The sequence below is a fragment of the Tsuneonella sp. HG249 genome (assembly GCF_053819205.1).
Genome location: NZ_JBSOQY010000001.1, coordinates 2351967 through 2367937, shown reverse-complemented (window position 1 = coordinate 2367937; position 15971 = coordinate 2351967). Strand labels below are relative to the sequence as shown.

Annotated in this window: 14 protein-coding genes; 9 read left to right on the top strand and 5 right to left on the bottom strand. The window is 61.5% G+C overall.

Features of this window, described 5'->3' with window-relative positions; translation table 11 throughout:
• Positions 1-9: 9 nt before the first annotated feature.
• Positions 10-2172, bottom strand: a complete 2163-nt coding sequence (locus ACWPM1_RS11835) for an acylase (RefSeq protein ID WP_455695034.1) — start codon at positions 2170-2172, stop codon at positions 10-12.
• Between the two features lie 478 nt (positions 2173-2650).
• Between ACWPM1_RS11835 and ACWPM1_RS11830 the strand changes: the two genes are divergently transcribed.
• Positions 2651-3982: a site-specific DNA-methyltransferase gene (locus tag ACWPM1_RS11830; protein WP_455695033.1), complete on the top strand. Its 1332-nt coding sequence runs from the start codon at positions 2651-2653 to the stop codon at positions 3980-3982.
• Positions 3979-4809 carry a DUF5681 domain-containing protein gene (locus ACWPM1_RS11825; RefSeq protein WP_455695032.1) on the top strand — a complete coding sequence of 277 codons (831 nt, stop codon included), beginning with the start codon at positions 3979-3981 and terminating at the stop codon, positions 4807-4809. The genes ACWPM1_RS11830 and ACWPM1_RS11825 overlap by 4 nt, the downstream gene beginning before the upstream one ends.
• Before the next feature lie 521 nt (positions 4810-5330).
• Here ACWPM1_RS11825 and ACWPM1_RS11820 read toward each other — a convergent pair.
• Positions 5331-6095: a LytR/AlgR family response regulator transcription factor gene (locus ACWPM1_RS11820; protein WP_455695031.1), complete on the bottom strand. Its 765-nt coding sequence runs from the start codon at positions 6093-6095 to the stop codon at positions 5331-5333.
• Between the two features lie 103 nt (positions 6096-6198).
• Between ACWPM1_RS11820 and ACWPM1_RS11815 the strand changes: the two genes are divergently transcribed.
• The 4 genes from ACWPM1_RS11815 to ACWPM1_RS11800 all read left to right on the top strand — a co-directional run bounded on the left by ACWPM1_RS11815 (position 6199) and on the right by ACWPM1_RS11800 (position 11096).
• Entirely contained in the window at positions 6199-7263 is a 1065-nt protein-coding gene (locus ACWPM1_RS11815; RefSeq protein WP_455695030.1) for a sensor histidine kinase, read from the top strand.
• Positions 7264-7348: 85 nt separating this feature from the next.
• Positions 7349-9265: a TonB-dependent receptor domain-containing protein gene (locus tag ACWPM1_RS11810; protein ID WP_455695029.1), complete on the top strand. Its 1917-nt coding sequence runs from the start codon at positions 7349-7351 to the stop codon at positions 9263-9265.
• Positions 9266-9383: 118 nt separating this feature from the next.
• Positions 9384-10016, top strand: coding sequence for a tyrosine-type recombinase/integrase (locus tag ACWPM1_RS11805; protein ID WP_455695028.1), 633 nt, complete (start codon positions 9384-9386; stop codon positions 10014-10016).
• A 288-nt stretch (positions 10017-10304) separates the two neighbouring features.
• Positions 10305-11096, top strand: a complete 792-nt coding sequence (locus ACWPM1_RS11800) for a hypothetical protein (protein WP_455695027.1) — start codon at positions 10305-10307, stop codon at positions 11094-11096.
• A 132-nt stretch (positions 11097-11228) separates the two neighbouring features.
• Here ACWPM1_RS11800 and ACWPM1_RS11795 read toward each other — a convergent pair whose 3' ends face one another.
• A complete protein-coding gene (locus ACWPM1_RS11795; protein ID WP_455695026.1) occupies positions 11229-11399 on the bottom strand; it encodes a hypothetical protein in 171 nt (56 codons plus the stop codon).
• Positions 11400-11582: 183 nt separating this feature from the next.
• Complete coding sequence (locus tag ACWPM1_RS11790) at positions 11583-12281, bottom strand: Crp/Fnr family transcriptional regulator (RefSeq protein ID WP_455695025.1); 699 nt, start codon at positions 12279-12281, stop codon at positions 11583-11585.
• 602 nt (positions 12282-12883) lie between these two features.
• On the opposite strand from ACWPM1_RS11790, the gene ACWPM1_RS11785 reads away from it, so the two are divergent.
• Both ACWPM1_RS11785 and ACWPM1_RS11780 read left to right on the top strand, forming a co-directional pair.
• Entirely contained in the window at positions 12884-13087 is a 204-nt protein-coding gene (locus ACWPM1_RS11785; protein ID WP_455695024.1) for a hypothetical protein, read from the top strand.
• A gap of 233 nt (positions 13088-13320) precedes the next feature.
• Positions 13321-13698, top strand: a complete 378-nt coding sequence (locus tag ACWPM1_RS11780) for a hypothetical protein (RefSeq protein ID WP_455695023.1) — start codon at positions 13321-13323, stop codon at positions 13696-13698.
• Between the two features lie 355 nt (positions 13699-14053).
• Here ACWPM1_RS11780 and ACWPM1_RS11775 read toward each other — a convergent pair whose 3' ends face one another.
• Positions 14054-14974 carry a LysR substrate-binding domain-containing protein gene (locus ACWPM1_RS11775; RefSeq protein WP_455695022.1) on the bottom strand — a complete coding sequence of 307 codons (921 nt, stop codon included), beginning with the start codon at positions 14972-14974 and terminating at the stop codon, positions 14054-14056.
• Between the two features lie 76 nt (positions 14975-15050).
• Between ACWPM1_RS11775 and ACWPM1_RS11770 the strand changes: the two genes are divergently transcribed.
• Positions 15051-15944: an NAD-dependent epimerase/dehydratase family protein gene (locus ACWPM1_RS11770; RefSeq protein WP_455695021.1), complete on the top strand. Its 894-nt coding sequence runs from the start codon at positions 15051-15053 to the stop codon at positions 15942-15944.
• Positions 15945-15971: the final 27 nt, after the last annotated feature.

Here is a 15971-nt window from a genome sequence, read left to right as displayed (position 1 = left end):
GCCGGAGCCTTACGGCCGCCGGACGCGATGCGTCACTACTTTTCGACTAACCGCGTTCGCCAGGACATCGGCGCGCGCGAAGCGGACCGGCTTGAGCTTGTGCTGGATGAAAAGGGCCGACTGGTCGGTATAGTGAGCGCTATTCGGACGCGTGGTCGCGGCCCCGAACGGCTGGATGGACTGGCTGGCGACCACTTTCCCCGGCGCCCATTCGACGAACATCACGAAGCTGTCGCCGTGCTTGACCGACAGACGCCCATCCTCGTCCACGTTCCACAAGGTCGAGGCGCGCAGGGTGTCGCTCCCACCGTCGAGCGGCAGGTCGACTGCGTAAGGACCCGGGCTCTGCCGCAGGCGGAGGACGCTCTGCAGTGGGGGATCGAGCCGGCCGAAGTGGGTCTTCAGGTGCGTCGCGGCATCCTGAAGCAAAGTGCGCGGGGGGGTCAGGGGACGGCCATTGTAGCTGTCGCTCATCGCAACGCGCATGATGAGGAGGGCCAGTGCGTCCGCGCGCCCCGCACCGTCGCTGGTGAGGTCCCACTGCGCCATCATCCGCTGCCCCGCGGCGAGCGTTGGATCGTCGCGAGTGTCGAGCGCGGCAATACCATCGAGTACTTCACCGACGTAGCCCCGGCGATCCCAACCCGTGTCGTACTTGATCCGCTCGAGCTCTGCGCGGCCGATCACCGGGGTCTCGTCGAGCAGCTTCTCGGCGCGGTACGCCCGGTTTGTCATCTTCAGCTCTACGCCTAGCTCGGGTGCGAACGCCCTTGCGTCGAGATTGCCCGCCTGGCCGGCCGCCACGAACGGCGTGTTGTTGGCATTGAATAGAAAACCGGTGGCCGGGTTCTCGTAGTGAGGCAGGCTCTCGAACGGCGCGAGGCGCTGCCAGATGAGGTCGCTCCGGTCACCCGGAAGCACGCCGCGCCAGTCCGGGCCCGCCTGCCGCGCGGGGATTGCGGCGTTGTACCAATAGGCGATGGTGCCGCTCTTGTCGGCGTAGATGAAGTTCGTCGAAGGGACTGCCTGACGGGCAAGAATGCCCCGCCATTCGGCATAAGTCTTGGCCTTGTTAAGGGCATAGTAGGCATCTAGCTGCTCGAGCGACCGCATTCCTCCGTAACGGAAGGCGAATGCGCCCGCGCCATTCTTGATGACCGGCCCATGGACGCTGCGCCACACCTCGCGGGTCACGGGGAGCACCAGCGGCCCGAAGCGAACCGGCAGGCGAACCTGGCTCCGTTGTAGCGCCAGCCACTTGCCGTCGAGCCGATACCTCGTCCCGCTATCGTCGAGGACGAGCTTATAGGTGTCGATCATGTCGGGCTGGTTGACGGTATTCGTCCAGCCGAGATCCTCGTTATGCCCAAGGAATGGGAAGGGGCTTCCCGGAAAGGTCGCCCCGGCGAAGTGCCATCCTTCGCCGCTCTCGACGACGAGTTCGTACCACGCCACGCCGCCTTCCCACGGCTGATGGCTGTTGGAGACCAGCCGGGTCACCCCGTCGCCGGATCGTTCAGGCGCGATGGCGAAAGCGTTCGAGCCGGCGTTCTCGGCCCCCTCGCGATCGGGCAGCGGCCCGTTTAGCTTGGGTCCTGGGTCCGGCAGCAATGTCTTGCCCTCGACGAGCGGGCCGATCACCCCGTTGAGACCGAAGAAAAATGGCTGGCGTAGCGCAAAGCCGGTGGCAATATCCCGGCCGTCTACCGGGAATAGGTTGCCCAGCTTGATCTCGTGGGGGTGCTCGGCTGCGTAATCGTTGAGCCCGGTTGCATACGCTTCGAGGAGTTCGCGGGTTCTGGGCTCGAGTTCGTCATACTTGCGCTCCGCGGTGCCGCGCGCATCGAGGAGCGCGAGCACGTAATCGAATTGAGCGCCCTCCTGGCCGGAGATGGCTCCATAGCGGCCGCGAGTCATCGCGACGACATCCTGCAGGGTGAAGAAGTCGTCCGCCGCGTGGGCTTGGGCCACACCGTACGCAACATCGGCATCGGTATGGCCGTAGATGTGCGGCACGCCCCATTCGTCGCGGATGATTTCGGCGCGATATTCGCGGGCGGGCGGAGCGACGCCGGGGCGAGCCACCAGCGGCTCCCAGGTCATCAACGCGATCCCGGCCGCCAGCGCGAGCACGAGCAGCAGAAGCCCAGCTCGCATGATCAATGTGCGCATTACGTATGTCTCCCCCGCGATACGGGACATAGCGAGCCGTAGATTCCTTGCAACCGGGCCTTGCCCCTGGACTGCGAGGCGCCCACCTAGTCGAGTAATACACTAGCTCTGGTCTTACGTCTTGGCAGTTGCCAAAGACCACGACCCTGATTTCCCTGTTTTTACAGGGAATCTACAGGGAATAGCGGGTTTTCGGGCGCCGATGGTCCTCGCTTATGCCCTCGAGAACCGCAGGAATCCGCCATTTCTCGGGGCAATTCCCTGCGCGCAGAACAGGAAATTCAGTTCCGCTGAGCAGGGAGCGTTTCGGCCTAGATCAGGGAAGCGCCGGCCCGGACCAGCGAACTACAATCTCGCAACGCAGCCAGGTCTAACCTGCTCCTGTCCACAAGGTGTGTTCTCGTTTTGTTTGACTTTTCGGTCGAGCTGTGATACAGGCCCTGCTCCATCGCCGTGACGGCTGAAGGCGGAGACAAGCATGACCTACCCTGCCACGCAGGTAGTCGATCTGTCGGTCGACATTTTGAAGCCCTACGCGCGCAACGCGCGCACCCACTCCAAGAAACAGATCAAGCAGATCGCCTCGTCGATCGAGCGCTTCGGGTTCACCAACCCGGTGCTCGTCTCGGACGCCGGCGAGATCATCGCCGGCCATGGCCGCGTCGAGGCAGCGCGTCTGCTTGGTCGCAAGACTGTGCCCACGCTGACCTTGTCACATCTCTCCGAGACCGAACGACGGGCTTACGTGCTGGCCGACAACAAGCTCGCGCTCAATGCCGGGTGGGACAAGGAGGTTCTGGCGATCGAGCTCCAGGCACTGGTCGATCTCGAGTTCGACATCGAGCTGACGGGGTTCAGTCTGGCCGAGGTCGACCTCGCCATCGACGATGCGCGCGAGGCAAGCCTCGAGGGCCCGCTGGAGCCTGAAGATGCGGTGCCAGCGGCATTTGGCGAATCCGTCACGCGGATGGGTGACCTGTGGCAACTCGGTCGCCACCGACTGCTCTGCGGCGATACGCGCGACGCGGCCGGAATGGACCGCTTGATGGCAGGCGAGCGCGCCGACCTCGTGTTCACCGACCCGCCGTACAACGTCGCGATTGACGGCAATGTCTGCGGGCTGGGTTCGGTCAAGCACCGCGAGTTTGCCTTCGCCTCGGGCGAGATGAGCCAAAGCCAGTTTACAGGCTTCCTGACCGAGACGCTCGGCAACACGGCGCGGGTCATGCGCGACGGCGCCATCGCGTTCGTCTGCATGGACTGGCGCCACCTGGGCGAGCTGATTGCCGCCGGCAGCCAGTGCTTCACCGAGCTCAAGAACCTGGTGGTGTGGAACAAGACCAACGGGGGGATGGGCGCCTTCTATCGCTCGAAGCACGAGCTGGTGTTCGTGTTCAAGCAAGGCACGGCAGCTCACACCAACACCTTCGGTCTCGGCGAGACCGGGAGATATCGCACCAACGTGTGGGACTACGCTGGCATCAGCTCGGTCGGTGCGAGCCGATCGGACGAACTCGCGATGCACCCGACGGTCAAGCCGGTCGCACTCATCGCTGACGCTATCCGGGATTGCTCGAAGCGGGGTGAGATAGTCCTCGATGGGTTCGGCGGCTCCGGCAGCACGCTGATCGCGGCCGAGAAGACGGGCCGGTCAGCGCGGCTCATCGAGTACGATCCGATCTACTGCGACATCATCGTCCGCCGCTGGCAGAACTTCACGGGCAAGCGCGCCAGGTTGGTCGAGAGCAACGAGTCCTTCGAGGACGTGGCCGACGCTCGGCGTGGGATCGAGCTGGATGCTGCCGAATGAGCGCGGCCCAGGATGAAGACGAAACCGGCGGTACGCTCCCGGTGTCTTACCCGGTCGGCTACGGCCGACCGCCGGCCGAGCACCGGTTCCGCAAAGGGAGGTCCGGCAACCCGCGGGGCCGTCCGCGCGGCGCGCCCAACAAGCCCAAGGTCGACACCGGCATCGGCATGCGCGGCGCCGAGGCGTACTTGCGAGCAGAAGCCTACCGGGTGGTCACCTTGCGCGAGGGCGACAAGGTGATCGAGCTGCCAGCGATCCAGGCAGTATTCCGGGCGATGGGAGTGTCAGCGCTCAAGGGTAATCGGTTTGCGCAGAAGACGCTTACCGAGATGATAACCCGGGTCGAGCACGACGACTTCACCTCGCGCCTCGAAGCGTTCGGCAAGTGGGTCGAGTACAAGCACGAATGGGGCGAGGTCATCGAGCGGGCGGCAAGGGCTGGCCTCGAGCCTCCGCGACCTATCCCGCACCCGGACGATGTGATCGTCGATCCGCACACCGGCGATGTCAGCTTTACCGGTCCGCTGACGAAGGAAGCGCGGGATCGGCTCGATCAGGCGTTGGCCCGCCGCGCCGAGGCGCAGGACAACGTCAATTACTACGCGGATCACTACAAGAGGCTGCCTGACGACGACCCTCTGAAGCCACGTTACCTTGACGACTGGCACTGGGAGCAGCGGATGTTCGACATCATCAATGAAGCCGTCTCGGAGCGCTATAAGGTCAAGCTTGAGAACCGGTCTTACAGAGAAGGGGCGTCGAGATCGGGCAAGGCCCTCGAGGAATTGCGGGAGAGCAAAAAGCTTCGCGATGAGTATGTGGAATAAGTCCCGCAGATTTGACGTTGCAGTAAAGTTCGGGCTGCTAACTAGCCCATTGATATACCCAAGCGCGTTTAAGCAACCGTTCCGATTCTACGAAGCCCGACATTTGAGCGGCCATCCAACCTCCGTCCGCTTTGCGCCCAATCTCGGCCGTTCAACCATTTTCGGCGTCATCTTCAAAGCTGCCGATCACTCGGCTGGAGCATGGTCAGCTTCACGCCCCAATCGTCGCCTTTCGCGGTGCCAATGGCCTGACTCCAAAAAGCATACTCTTTCTGGTGCATTTGCATGACTCGCGATCCGCGATTGGTTGAAGCCAATTAATTCTTAGTTTTCGCGCAGGTGACGCCGATGGCTCAAGTCGCGGCTAGCGTTTCGTCAATGCGGGCGGCGTTTTGGGCCGTTGGCATCTGCTCGAGCGGCCAACGCCACGCGGTTTACCACATCTCGGCCTCCAAAGACCTCGCCGCAAAGATCGTCGCGCAGGCGCAAGCGGTGCAAGCGCGGCTCCAGCAGCGCCCAAGCTAGACAAAATCGAACGCCGCACGCACAGCATCGCGATACTTGCGCCCGACCTGCACCCGCTGCCCGTCATCGAGTTCGAGCACTGGCGTCGAGAACCGGCCGCGGACCACCGCGCGGACTTTGTCCTTCCGCACGATCGTTGAACGGTGGACGCGCACAAACTGTTCGCTGTCCAGCTGCTTTTCCATTTCGCCGAGCATGGCGCTGACGAGGTGCACGCCTCCGCTCATATGCACCCGAACGAAATCGCGCTCCGCCTCAAGCCAGCGGATGCCGGTCAAGGAGAGCCGGCGCTTCTCGTTGCCAATCTGCACCCACAGGGCCTCGTCCGAGGTCGCCAGTGCACGACTTTCGAGCTCGGCGAGGCGGGCCTGGAGAAATGCGAGCCGCCCCCCGGCGCGACGCGCGTCGAGGTCCTTGCGCGCTTGGTCGAGCGCGCGACCCAGGCGGTCCCCATTGACGGGCTTGACGACGAAATCAGTCGCGCGCAACTCGAACGCGGTGACGGCATGATCTTGGAACGCAGTCACGAAGACGATTGCCGGCGGCGACTCTGCCGGTAGTCGTTTGAGCACCTCGAAACCGTCCACCGCGGGCATCTCGATGTCGAGCAGCAGCACGTCGGGCCGCAGCAGCTCGACCAGCTTGAGCGCCTCGCGGCCGCCATCGGCCTCGCCCACGATCTCGACATCGCGCCGGCCCGCCAGCAGTTGCACCAGCCGCCGCCGCGCGAGCGGCTCGTCGTCGACAATCAGGACGCGCATCGGCAGACGTTTATCGGTCAGAGCGGACGCCTGTCGAGTGGCCTTGGCTTTCGCGCGCCGAAGCGATGAGCTAGCATCGGCTGCTGCATTTCCAGGGGAATAATTGACGAACACTGCGCATCTCGACGAGGCTGACGCGACCGATCGCCTGAAGCGCGGCGCGACGGTGCTGCTCGTGCTATTTTGGACGCTGCACCTGGTGATCATGCTGGTGCGCGCAGAGCTGAATCACGATCCCGGCCGCGAAACGTTTCTGGATAGCTTCATCCGCAGGGGTTCGTTCGCGGTGCTGGGGGCCGCGCTCGGCTACGCTCTTTACCGCGTGTTGCGGCTCCTTCGCCGGCGGGACTTCATGCAGCAAGCCGCGATCGGGGCCGGTTTGGCCTTCGTTACCGCCTGCGTGCAAGGTGCCGCCAACGCCATCGTTTTCAGCAGCGGAGAGGATCGCTTTGTCGCCAGTTTCTTATACTCTACGATGTACTGGTTCTGGTTCTACTTCTGCTGGACCACCGCCTACCTCGCGTTTGCGTACAGCATTGAGGTCCAGGAGCAGGAGCGGCGTGCGGCGGATCTGGCCGTGAGGGCGCAAGAGGCGCAGGTTCTCGCGCTGCGGTACCAGATCAACCCCCATTTCCTGTTCAACACCTTGAACGCCATTGCCGCTCTGGTTCGCGATGCACCTCCGCGGGCAGAGACAATGGTGGTGCAGCTGTCCGATTTCTTTCGCCGCAGCCTTGCCATCAATCCGATGGAGGACGTGACGCTGGCGCAGGAGGTCGACCTCCAGCGGCTCTATCTGGAGATCGAGCGCACGCGCTTCCCCGACCGGCTGCGCTTCGACGTGGCGCTCGAGGAAGGCAGCGCCGAAGCCAAGGTGCCTGCGCTGCTGCTGCAGCCGCTGGTCGAGAACGCGGTGAAGCACGGCGTCGCGCGATCCGAGGCGCCGATCTCTATCCGCATCCGCGCACGGGTTGACGGCCCGATCCTGGAGCTCGTCGTCGAGAACGATGCCACCGGATCGGGTCCCAGTCCCAACGGCGAGAAAGTGGGGCTGCGCAACGTTGGCGATCGGCTCCGCTCGCGCTTCGGCGAGGAAGCCGCGCTCTCCGCCGAGGAGCTGGCCGGGGGCGGTTTCCGCAATACCGTGCGAATTCCGCTTCGCCGCTGACGCTCGTCGCCGCAAACGAACGCTCGTCGATCAACCAGCCGAACACGCGCCTCCATCCGCCAATCGAGCGGCAACGGAGGTCGGAATGAAACACACTTTATTGATTGGCGCGCAGCTCACGGCTCTGCTGGCATCCCCTCAGGCGGCGTGGGCGCAGCGAGCCGAGGAGAACGCGGTCGATTCGGCCGAGGATGCGTTCGGCACGAGCGTGGGCAACGAGCGCGTCGGCCTTTACTTTCCCCAAAGCGCGCGCGGATTCAGCCCCGTGCAGGCTGGCAACGTGCGCATTGAGGGGATGTATTTCGATTATCAGGCCGACCTCAACCAGCGGCTGACCTCGGCCAGCAACGTTCGCGTCGGGCTAACCGCGCAAGGTTACCCGTTTCCGGCTCCGACCGGCGTGGCGGACTTTTCGCTGCGCCTGCCAGGCCGCCAAGCCGTCGCCAGCACAGTCATCGGCATCGGTCCCTTTGGCGGCCCGCGCGCGGAGGTCGACGCCCAGCTTCCGATAAGCGGGACGTTCGGGGTAGCCGGCGGCGTGGGATTCAACGACGCGGAAAACCCTTATGGGGGCGACCAGCGCATCCTCGACGCGGCGATCATCGCGCGCTGGCGGCCGACGGACGCTGTAGAAGTCATACCCTTCTGGAGCATGAAGGCCGAGCGCGGCGGCGAAGCGCAGCCGATCATCTTCACCGATGGTTCGTATTTGCCGCCACGGATCGAACGCCGGCGCTACTTTGGGCCCGAATGGGCGCGTAACAGCGGCGACGATTACAACATGGGAGTGCTAGGCACTGTCAGCCTCGGCGAGTGGACCTTGCGCGGCGGCGCATTCCGCTCGATCGCCCACGATCACCGCAACTTCACCCCGGTGTTTCTCGACACCACGCCCGACGGGGTGGCGGATCACGAAGTTATCTCCGAGCAGAAGCGCCGCTTCGCCTCGACTTCGGGGGAGCTGCGCCTCACCCGCCAATTCATCGAGGGCGATCGGATGCACTTGGTGCATCTCATGTCGCGCGGGCGCATGCAGGACCGACGTAACGGAGGTGGCCAGCGCTTCGACTTTGGACCGGGCCGTGTCGACGAGCCTATCGTGGCTCCCGAGCCGGTCTTTTCCCTCGGCCAGCAGACCACCGATGAAGTTCGTCAGGCCACCTTCGGCCTCGGCTACGAAGGGCGTTGGCGTGGGGTTGGCGAGCTAAGCCTGGGGGTGCAGCGTACGTTCTACGAAAAGGCGGTGGTCCGCCCCACGGGCGCGCTCCCGGTGTCGAAGTCGAGCCCGTGGCTGTTCAACGGCACCGTCTCGGTGCTCGCCGGCAGTGATCTCGTGTTCTACGCCGGCTACAGCAAAGGGCTGGAGGAAAGCCCGGTCGCGCCCGACATCGCGGTCAACCGGGGCGAGGCGCCTCCCGCCATCCTAACCGAGCAAATTGACGCGGGTTTCCGCTATGCATTCACGCCTTCGTTGAAGCTGGTCGCGGGGGTGTTCGACGTGCGCAAACCCTACTTCGCGCTAGACCCGGCACGGGTCTTTCGCGAACTCGGGGTGGTGCGTAACCGCGGGGTCGAGATGTCGATCGCGGGACAGATTACTCCTGGCCTGAGCGTGGTGCTGGGCGCCGTGTTGCTCGACGCGTCGGTCAGCGGAGACCAGGTTGACCAAGGTTTGATCGGGCGCAAGCCGATCGGCGCTGCCCCGCTCACCGCCACCGGCGCGGTCAACTGGAGCGTGCCGTGGGTTCAGGGCCTGTCGCTCGATGTAGCCTACGAAAGCTTTACCAAACGCGTCGCAGATCGGGCCAATTCGTTCGAGATCCCAGGTCGATACATTGTTTCGCTAGGCGGCCGCTACCGGTTCGACATGTTGGACCGGCCCGCCACCTTCCGCGCGCAGATGGCATCGGCGAACAACCCCTACGGCTACAGCAACCTGGGCGAAGGCTTCTATTACAACGCGCCCCGCCGGTTCCAGATGAGTTTGACGGTCGACATATAAGGTCAGCAAGCGGAGCACATGTTTAAGTGTATGAGGTTCGTACACGGACTGTCTGCTTGCCCAGCATCTGACCGGTAGCTCGGTTTCTCCTTGGCCATCCCGGCCACGGAGAAATGCCATGGGCTACTCAGAATATGATCCATGGATGCAAGGTCGCGCGGCTTGGAACGCCGGCAAAACCGTCGGCACCAAGCGTCCGCTGACGCAGAAGCAGATATGGGCAATCCGCTTCTTCCTCGATCGGGAGGGCCGGCTTCGAGATCGAGCGCTGTTTGATTTGGCGATCGACAGCAAGCTGCGTGGCTGCGACCTTGTGAAGATTAGGATCGGAGACCTTGTCGCTGGCGAGGAGGTCCGCACTCGAGCGATTGTAATCCAGCAAAAGACCGGCAGGCCGGTCCAATTCGAGCTGACTGGCGATGTTCGTGCCAGCCTGTTGTCCTGGTTAGAGCGACGGCGTGGCTCGCCCGAAGAACATGCGTTTCCGAGCCGCATCGACCGCGCAAATCACATGAGCACGAGGCAATATGCTCGGCTTGTCGATGAGTGGGTGACAGCGATCGGTCTTCGACGAGCAGAGTACGGCACGCACTCCCTTCGTCGGACGAAAGCATCGATGATCTACAAGGCGACCGGCAATCTGCGCGCCGTGCAGATCCTGCTCGGCCATACGAAGATCGAGAACACCGTCCGTTATCTCGGAGTCGACGTTGAAGACGCGCTTATGCTCGCGGAGCGCACGGAGATCTGACGTTGGGGGGGCGGTCATTCTGCGGTTCGGAATGGCCGCTTCACAGATCACGTGGCCATAGAGTGGACGACTAGGTTTGGGTGGAAAGCGGCCATTGCAATATAAAACAGGGCCGCAGGCTACGTGGCTCGCATAGCGGCTGCATTGCGGCAGCCGCTGGCGGCTGCGCAGATGCTTCAAACTATGACCCTCTCACTATGCAAATATCCGATTTGGGCGTATGCCCGCGCGAGCAGCGGAGGGGAGCCGATGCCATATCCACGGGCCCACTATTACGTTTTGCTTTGCATGGCGGTCATCGTCAGCGGCTTTTGGCCAAGCTACTTTTCCCAATTGAGTAGCGGCCCCTGGCAATTTCATGCCCACGGCGTCATTGCCAGCGTGTGGGTCGTAATGGTTCTCGCACAAAGCTGGACCGCGCATCATCGGCCGCAATTGCCCCTGCACCGCTTGATCGGTAAGTCGAGCCTCCTCCTGTTCCCGTTTCTGATCGGCGGATTGTTCGCGATCATCGATGTCACTGCCAGCAAGTTTGTCGAGGGTGGGGCTCCAGTGACCATTATGTTCGGGGGATCTTTCTTGCTTGGCCTCTTGGTGGCGGTCGGGGCTTACGTCCTGCTTTACTACCGCGCTTTGAAATATCGAGGAAAGGTGTGGCTGCATTCCGGCTATATGCTGGCGACGCCGCTGATCCTGTGGGAATCGCCATTCAGTCGGCTCCTCAACGGGTTTATGCCTGGACTGACAGTGCGTGGTCCGGAGGACTTCGATCGCATCCTTCACTCGATTGAATGGGCGATGGCGACGGCGTTGCTCTTCTGTCTAATCGTCCGCTGGCGTGTAGGCGAACGGGCACACCCCTTCGCTGTCGCTGGGGTTCTGATAGTCATCGAGATGGTAGCTATGGGTCTAATGGGCGACCTCCCGGCCGTTCAGTCCACTTTGTTTTTAGTTGGCAATTTGCCAAGCGCGACAGTGGTGTTGACGGGCTTTGCGATCGGGGCGGCGACAAGCTGGGCCGGATGGCAGGCGGGGAAAAGGCCTGCCACTTCCATTGGTCTATCAGTGCGGTCAGCTTGAACAGTCTCGCTAGGTCAGTGACAGCCTGAGGTGCGGCGGCTGAATGTCTGATATGGGGTCGTTTGCTGACGGTCCGCTTCAGTGCGAAAAAAGCTGAAAGCACTGCCTGACAAGCCAACGCAATGAGCCGCCTTATCGCACTCCGATCCGTTCTCGTACCGCTCCCGCTTTTTCGACGCCGGGATCAAGGGCCTCGACTATTGCATCAAAATGATCATCGCTATGGGTGGGAAACACACGCTTGAGGCATTGCTTGAGCATGTCCAGATGGGTTTCGGCGCGGATCTTGCGATCGTCTCGCATGACAGACTCCTAAGGGCGTAAAACGGTTGGGTCTGGCTATGGCTCCCCGACGGCGCGCCAAGAGACAGGGAGATGCTGGGAACATCGGTCTGCAATCGAATTTGAGCCGGACCTCAGCGGTCTTCTTACGCTGCTCGGGCTGTCGATGGATGTCGGTAGGGCGCAAGCTGGAGGTACTCGGGATCAAAGCCGACAATCTCCGCGATTGCTGACCAGTCGGCGATCCAGACGTTTCCATGGCGAAGGGTCAATCCGAGCGGCTTGAGTTTCATCAGGCAGCGGTTGATGAATGGAGGTCATGCCAATGATGTCGCCAAGATGGATCTGGGTGAGCGGCAACTTGAACCTCACCTCCCCCGAGGGTTCAGCTGGCAAGCTTCGATAAGCCATCTCGCACATCAAGTGCGCGATGCGGCTGACCCCATCGCGGCGCCCGAGGTTCCAGACCCAGCGAGACAGGATGCTGCCGTCAGCCGCGCAATCACGCCAGAGAGCTTTCCCTATGCCCGGATATTGATCGGCAAGATCACGAAGATGCGCGAGTGGAAGCTTGAGAACCGTTGTCGGCGCCAAGGCGATCAGGTCACTGGATGACATCGGCTGCACAATGGAATGAAGGTTGGGAACGTCGCCGGCGATGGCCAATGCGGATATCGCGCGCGTCTTCCCATTGTTGATGTCCACCCTGGCCACGAGGCCTGAGCTCACCATCAAGGCATGCGCGCCGTCCCAACTCGAGCCGAGGACGTGGTGATTGGCTTTGAAGAATTCCTCACTCACCGGAAGGGACAGAATGGCTTCGCGCTCGGTCTGACCGAGCGCGGATCGGCTCGCCAGCCGACGAACGAAAGGTCGCAAATCGAGATGCCTGCGTTGGGACATGATACCTCAGGTAAGCACACCAACGGCCGGGCACTACCGGCGCAGCCGACCATGCGACCCACATCATCAGTTGCTGACTCGCTATAGCCCAGCAGCCGACTTTGGTTCCCGGCGCGCGGCAGAGACCCGTCGCGCTAACCTCTTCAAGCGAAGGGTCATGTCGACCAGTGAATGCGACCCGATGGGACTTTCCGGTATGTAAGAAAAGCGGCCCCGGATCGCTCCGAGGCCGCAAGTTGAAGTCTCATCATGGTAGCGATGAGCCCTTCGGGTCGCGGCGCGCTTCTAAACGAAAGGGGCCCCAACCGATTGGATAAAAGCGACAAAGGCTGCCTAAGTGTTCTAACCTCGACTAGCGAAGTGACAATCAATTGACCGCAGGTACACTACGCGCGGTGCGCCAAGGATCGGTCATCGCAAAGTGGAGCTGGCGTACCACTTGTTCCGCTCAGCCCCGACGTGGGGAGGACAACGCGTTAGGTTTCGCCAAGTATTGAACAGAGAGAGAACGGGTCAAGCCGGGCACGTCAACTTGGGTTATGCCACTCGTGGCGTACTTAGGTAGGTGACAGCGGAAGTGCCGCTTATCTAGTCGCGTCGGCATGCGTTACGAAGACCCCTCGATGCGGGCGGCCTATTTGGCAGGCGCGCTTGAAGCGACGGAAGCGGTGATACTCGAATTGCCGCCTACCAAGGTTCGCGAGCTGCAAAGCTGGCTTGGCGAACTGGGCGACTGGACAGGCGGCCCGCCGCCCCAGGGTCCGCACCACTGGCAGTTCGAGGGCGATTCTTGGGAAGAGACGTGACTCGCCAAACTTAACATTGGCGCGTAAACCGGTGACCGGGAGGTCGTCATGTCCAGCACAGCCATTGTCATTCTCGCGATCGTGGCAACCGGCGTAACGGTGTACTCCCTCGTCGAGTTATGGATGAGGCGGCGCTAGAAAAGCCCGCGTGATAGGAACCTCGCAACGGCTGGAACGGATACCGCCCGCAGACGCTCTCGGTTTGCACGCAAAGCGTGGAGTACGGAGGCGTTATGACTGCCAAGCATGGGTACATCGTTCTGACTTCCGCCATGGAAGAGCCCTACATGGTCATCCTTGAGCATGAAGATGGCCCGGATACCGAAACGGCGGTATCCACCATCAGGCAGGGCGAAGACCTCATACGAGAAAAGACTCCTGCTCCGCCAAAGCGGGATACGACCTTTGACCGCCCGGCGTCTGACGCTTTGCTGATGCCGAGCCTTAGTGAAATTCGTACTGGAGCCGAAAAAAATCCCGCCGAAGCGGGAAAGGTAGGTCGGGTGTTGAACGGATCGGGCGCCCGACTGGAGGGGGGTCTCAAGGGCGCCCACTACATCAACCGCCGCTGTTCGAAAGAGTTCCACCTGATGCGCAGCGCTCGCGAGTGAGGCTCCGTCAACTGTACCTTCGCCCTAACGCCCCGATGCTTATCACCTACGCCACCCACACCGAGCGTGAGTTCACGACGCTCCTGTTCGTGGCCTTGGCATCGTTAGTGTGGATGCGCTTTCTGATGGTGTTGATCTAGCTCCGGGAACGCGAGCGCTTCTAACGGGCGCGTTGACGCTCAACTTTTCGGTCCCAACTGTTGTGCCGATAGTAGGCGATCATGCCCATGCCGGCGAGCACGGTCAGAGCAATAAAAACTAGGTCGCGACGTCTGCAATTAGGTCGCAAGCGGCCTGGCGGTTTTGAGCAGTCCGAACCTCAAAAACAGACTGGCAGAGAGCGGCCGAAGGCTGGTCATATGTCATCGCTTGTCTCCCGACCGGTTTTTTGGCTTTCGAGCCATGAAATGAACAGCTTACACACGTCGGACGGCTCTTCCCCCTCGGGCGTGACTAACCAGTGCTTCCATTCAGTGTCGAGATCCCAAGGAAACAACCGCACTATCTCTCCCCTGCGTATGCGGTCTTCATGAATTGAAACGTCGACCAGCCCTATCCCGAGGCCTGCGGTCACGGCTTGTCCGACTGCCCCCCGTCCCTGTACTTCTTGAAGTCTCGCGAACCTAATCGGCCCTCCAACAGCAGTGAACCATTCTGACCACTCCTTCTCCCGCAAAGTATCATGGATCAGAAGGTGGTCTTTGAGGTCACCTGGCGTTGCGGGAGCGCGAAAGCGCTTTAGATAAGAGAAGTGGCAGACCGGTGTCAGGACCTGCGGAAACAAAGCTTTTGCCTGTAGGCCCTGCCATTCTCCGGCACCGACGCGCACGGCGCAGTCAATACCCTCGCTCAAGAGATCGGCTTTCCGGTCGGATGCGGTAATGCGCACATCAATCTCAGGGTACGATGCCCAGAAGTGGCTCAGCCGCGGCAGGAGCCACAAGGCTGCGAAACTCGGGAGGACTGCCACCGTCACAACGTTAAATACGGCTGCAGGAGATCGTGCAAACCTACCCACTGCGGCATCAATGGCATGGAATGCTGCTCCTAGCTCCTGAGCCAGTAATTCCGTTTCTTGAGGGACGTGTAACCCGCGACCTTGCCGTTCCACGAGCGACCTTCGGAAAGCCGTCTCTGCAGCATTGATCTGGAAGGCGACTGCGGAAACGCTCACATTGAGCTCATGGGCGGCCAGAGTCAGACTCTTGAGCCGGCCGACAGCTTCGAGCGTCTTCAGAGCGTTCAGTGTCGGCCGATGCGAGCCGGCGATCTTCATTTCAGTTTTCCTTAAGACATTTTGGATCTTCCAAATACCGCCTCTGAGCCGGCTTCGCTAGATCGGTTCAGGATGAGTGAGCGCATCGCTCGCCTCGACAACTCAGGAAAACTTCATGGAGAAATTAGTGCAGTCTGTTTTCGTCACTGGCGCCTCGGGATATGTGGGACACCATGTCGCGCGCGAGTTCGTCAGCCGAGGGTATGCTGTGTCTGGGCTGGCCCGCTCGGAAGTTGCTGCGAAAAGGATAGCCGATCTAGGGGTTTCACCAGTCACCGGCGATCTGGAACATCCGGGAACCTTTAGGGCTGCGGCTTTGGCGGCCGACGTGATCGTGCACGCCGCTTTCTCCTATTCGGACACAGGAGAAGAACGCTCAGATATCGATGCCGCTGCTACCGCGGTTCTGCTCGAGATCGCTGCATCGGATCGCAGGGCGCGGCATTTTGTCTATACCTCGAGTGTCTTCCGATACGGATCTGACGAAGGCGAATCTGTCTCTGAGCTAAGCGCCAAGCCTTTAGATCCGGGTGATTGGCGGCACGCAGTCGCTGATCGAGTACTCGCGGCCGCCACTGAAAAGCTTCGGACATCAGTCATTCGACTTGGTTGGGTCTATGGATCCCAAGGTGGCACACTACCGGAGGCAGCTTCTGCGCTTGCTGGAAAGGAAGTGCCTGACGAAATCCGTGCCAATCGCATTCCTCTCGTCGAAGTGACTGACCTCGCTCGCCTGTACGTTGGTGTCGCAGCTGGAAGAGGCGGAGTTTTCCACGGGTGCCATGGCCGTCCCGTCACTGTGGGCGAACTTGCTGACCTTGCCACCGAACTCATTCCTAACATCAGTCAGATTGATGAGGCTCATGAAGAGCACTTTGCCTCCATCTTCGGCAGAGATACACCAGCAATCTCAATGTTCTCGCCATCGGAACTGGACCGCAACGCAACCCTGCGACGCGCTTTGCAATAGCCGCTTAGCACGCGGCCTCTTCTCGTA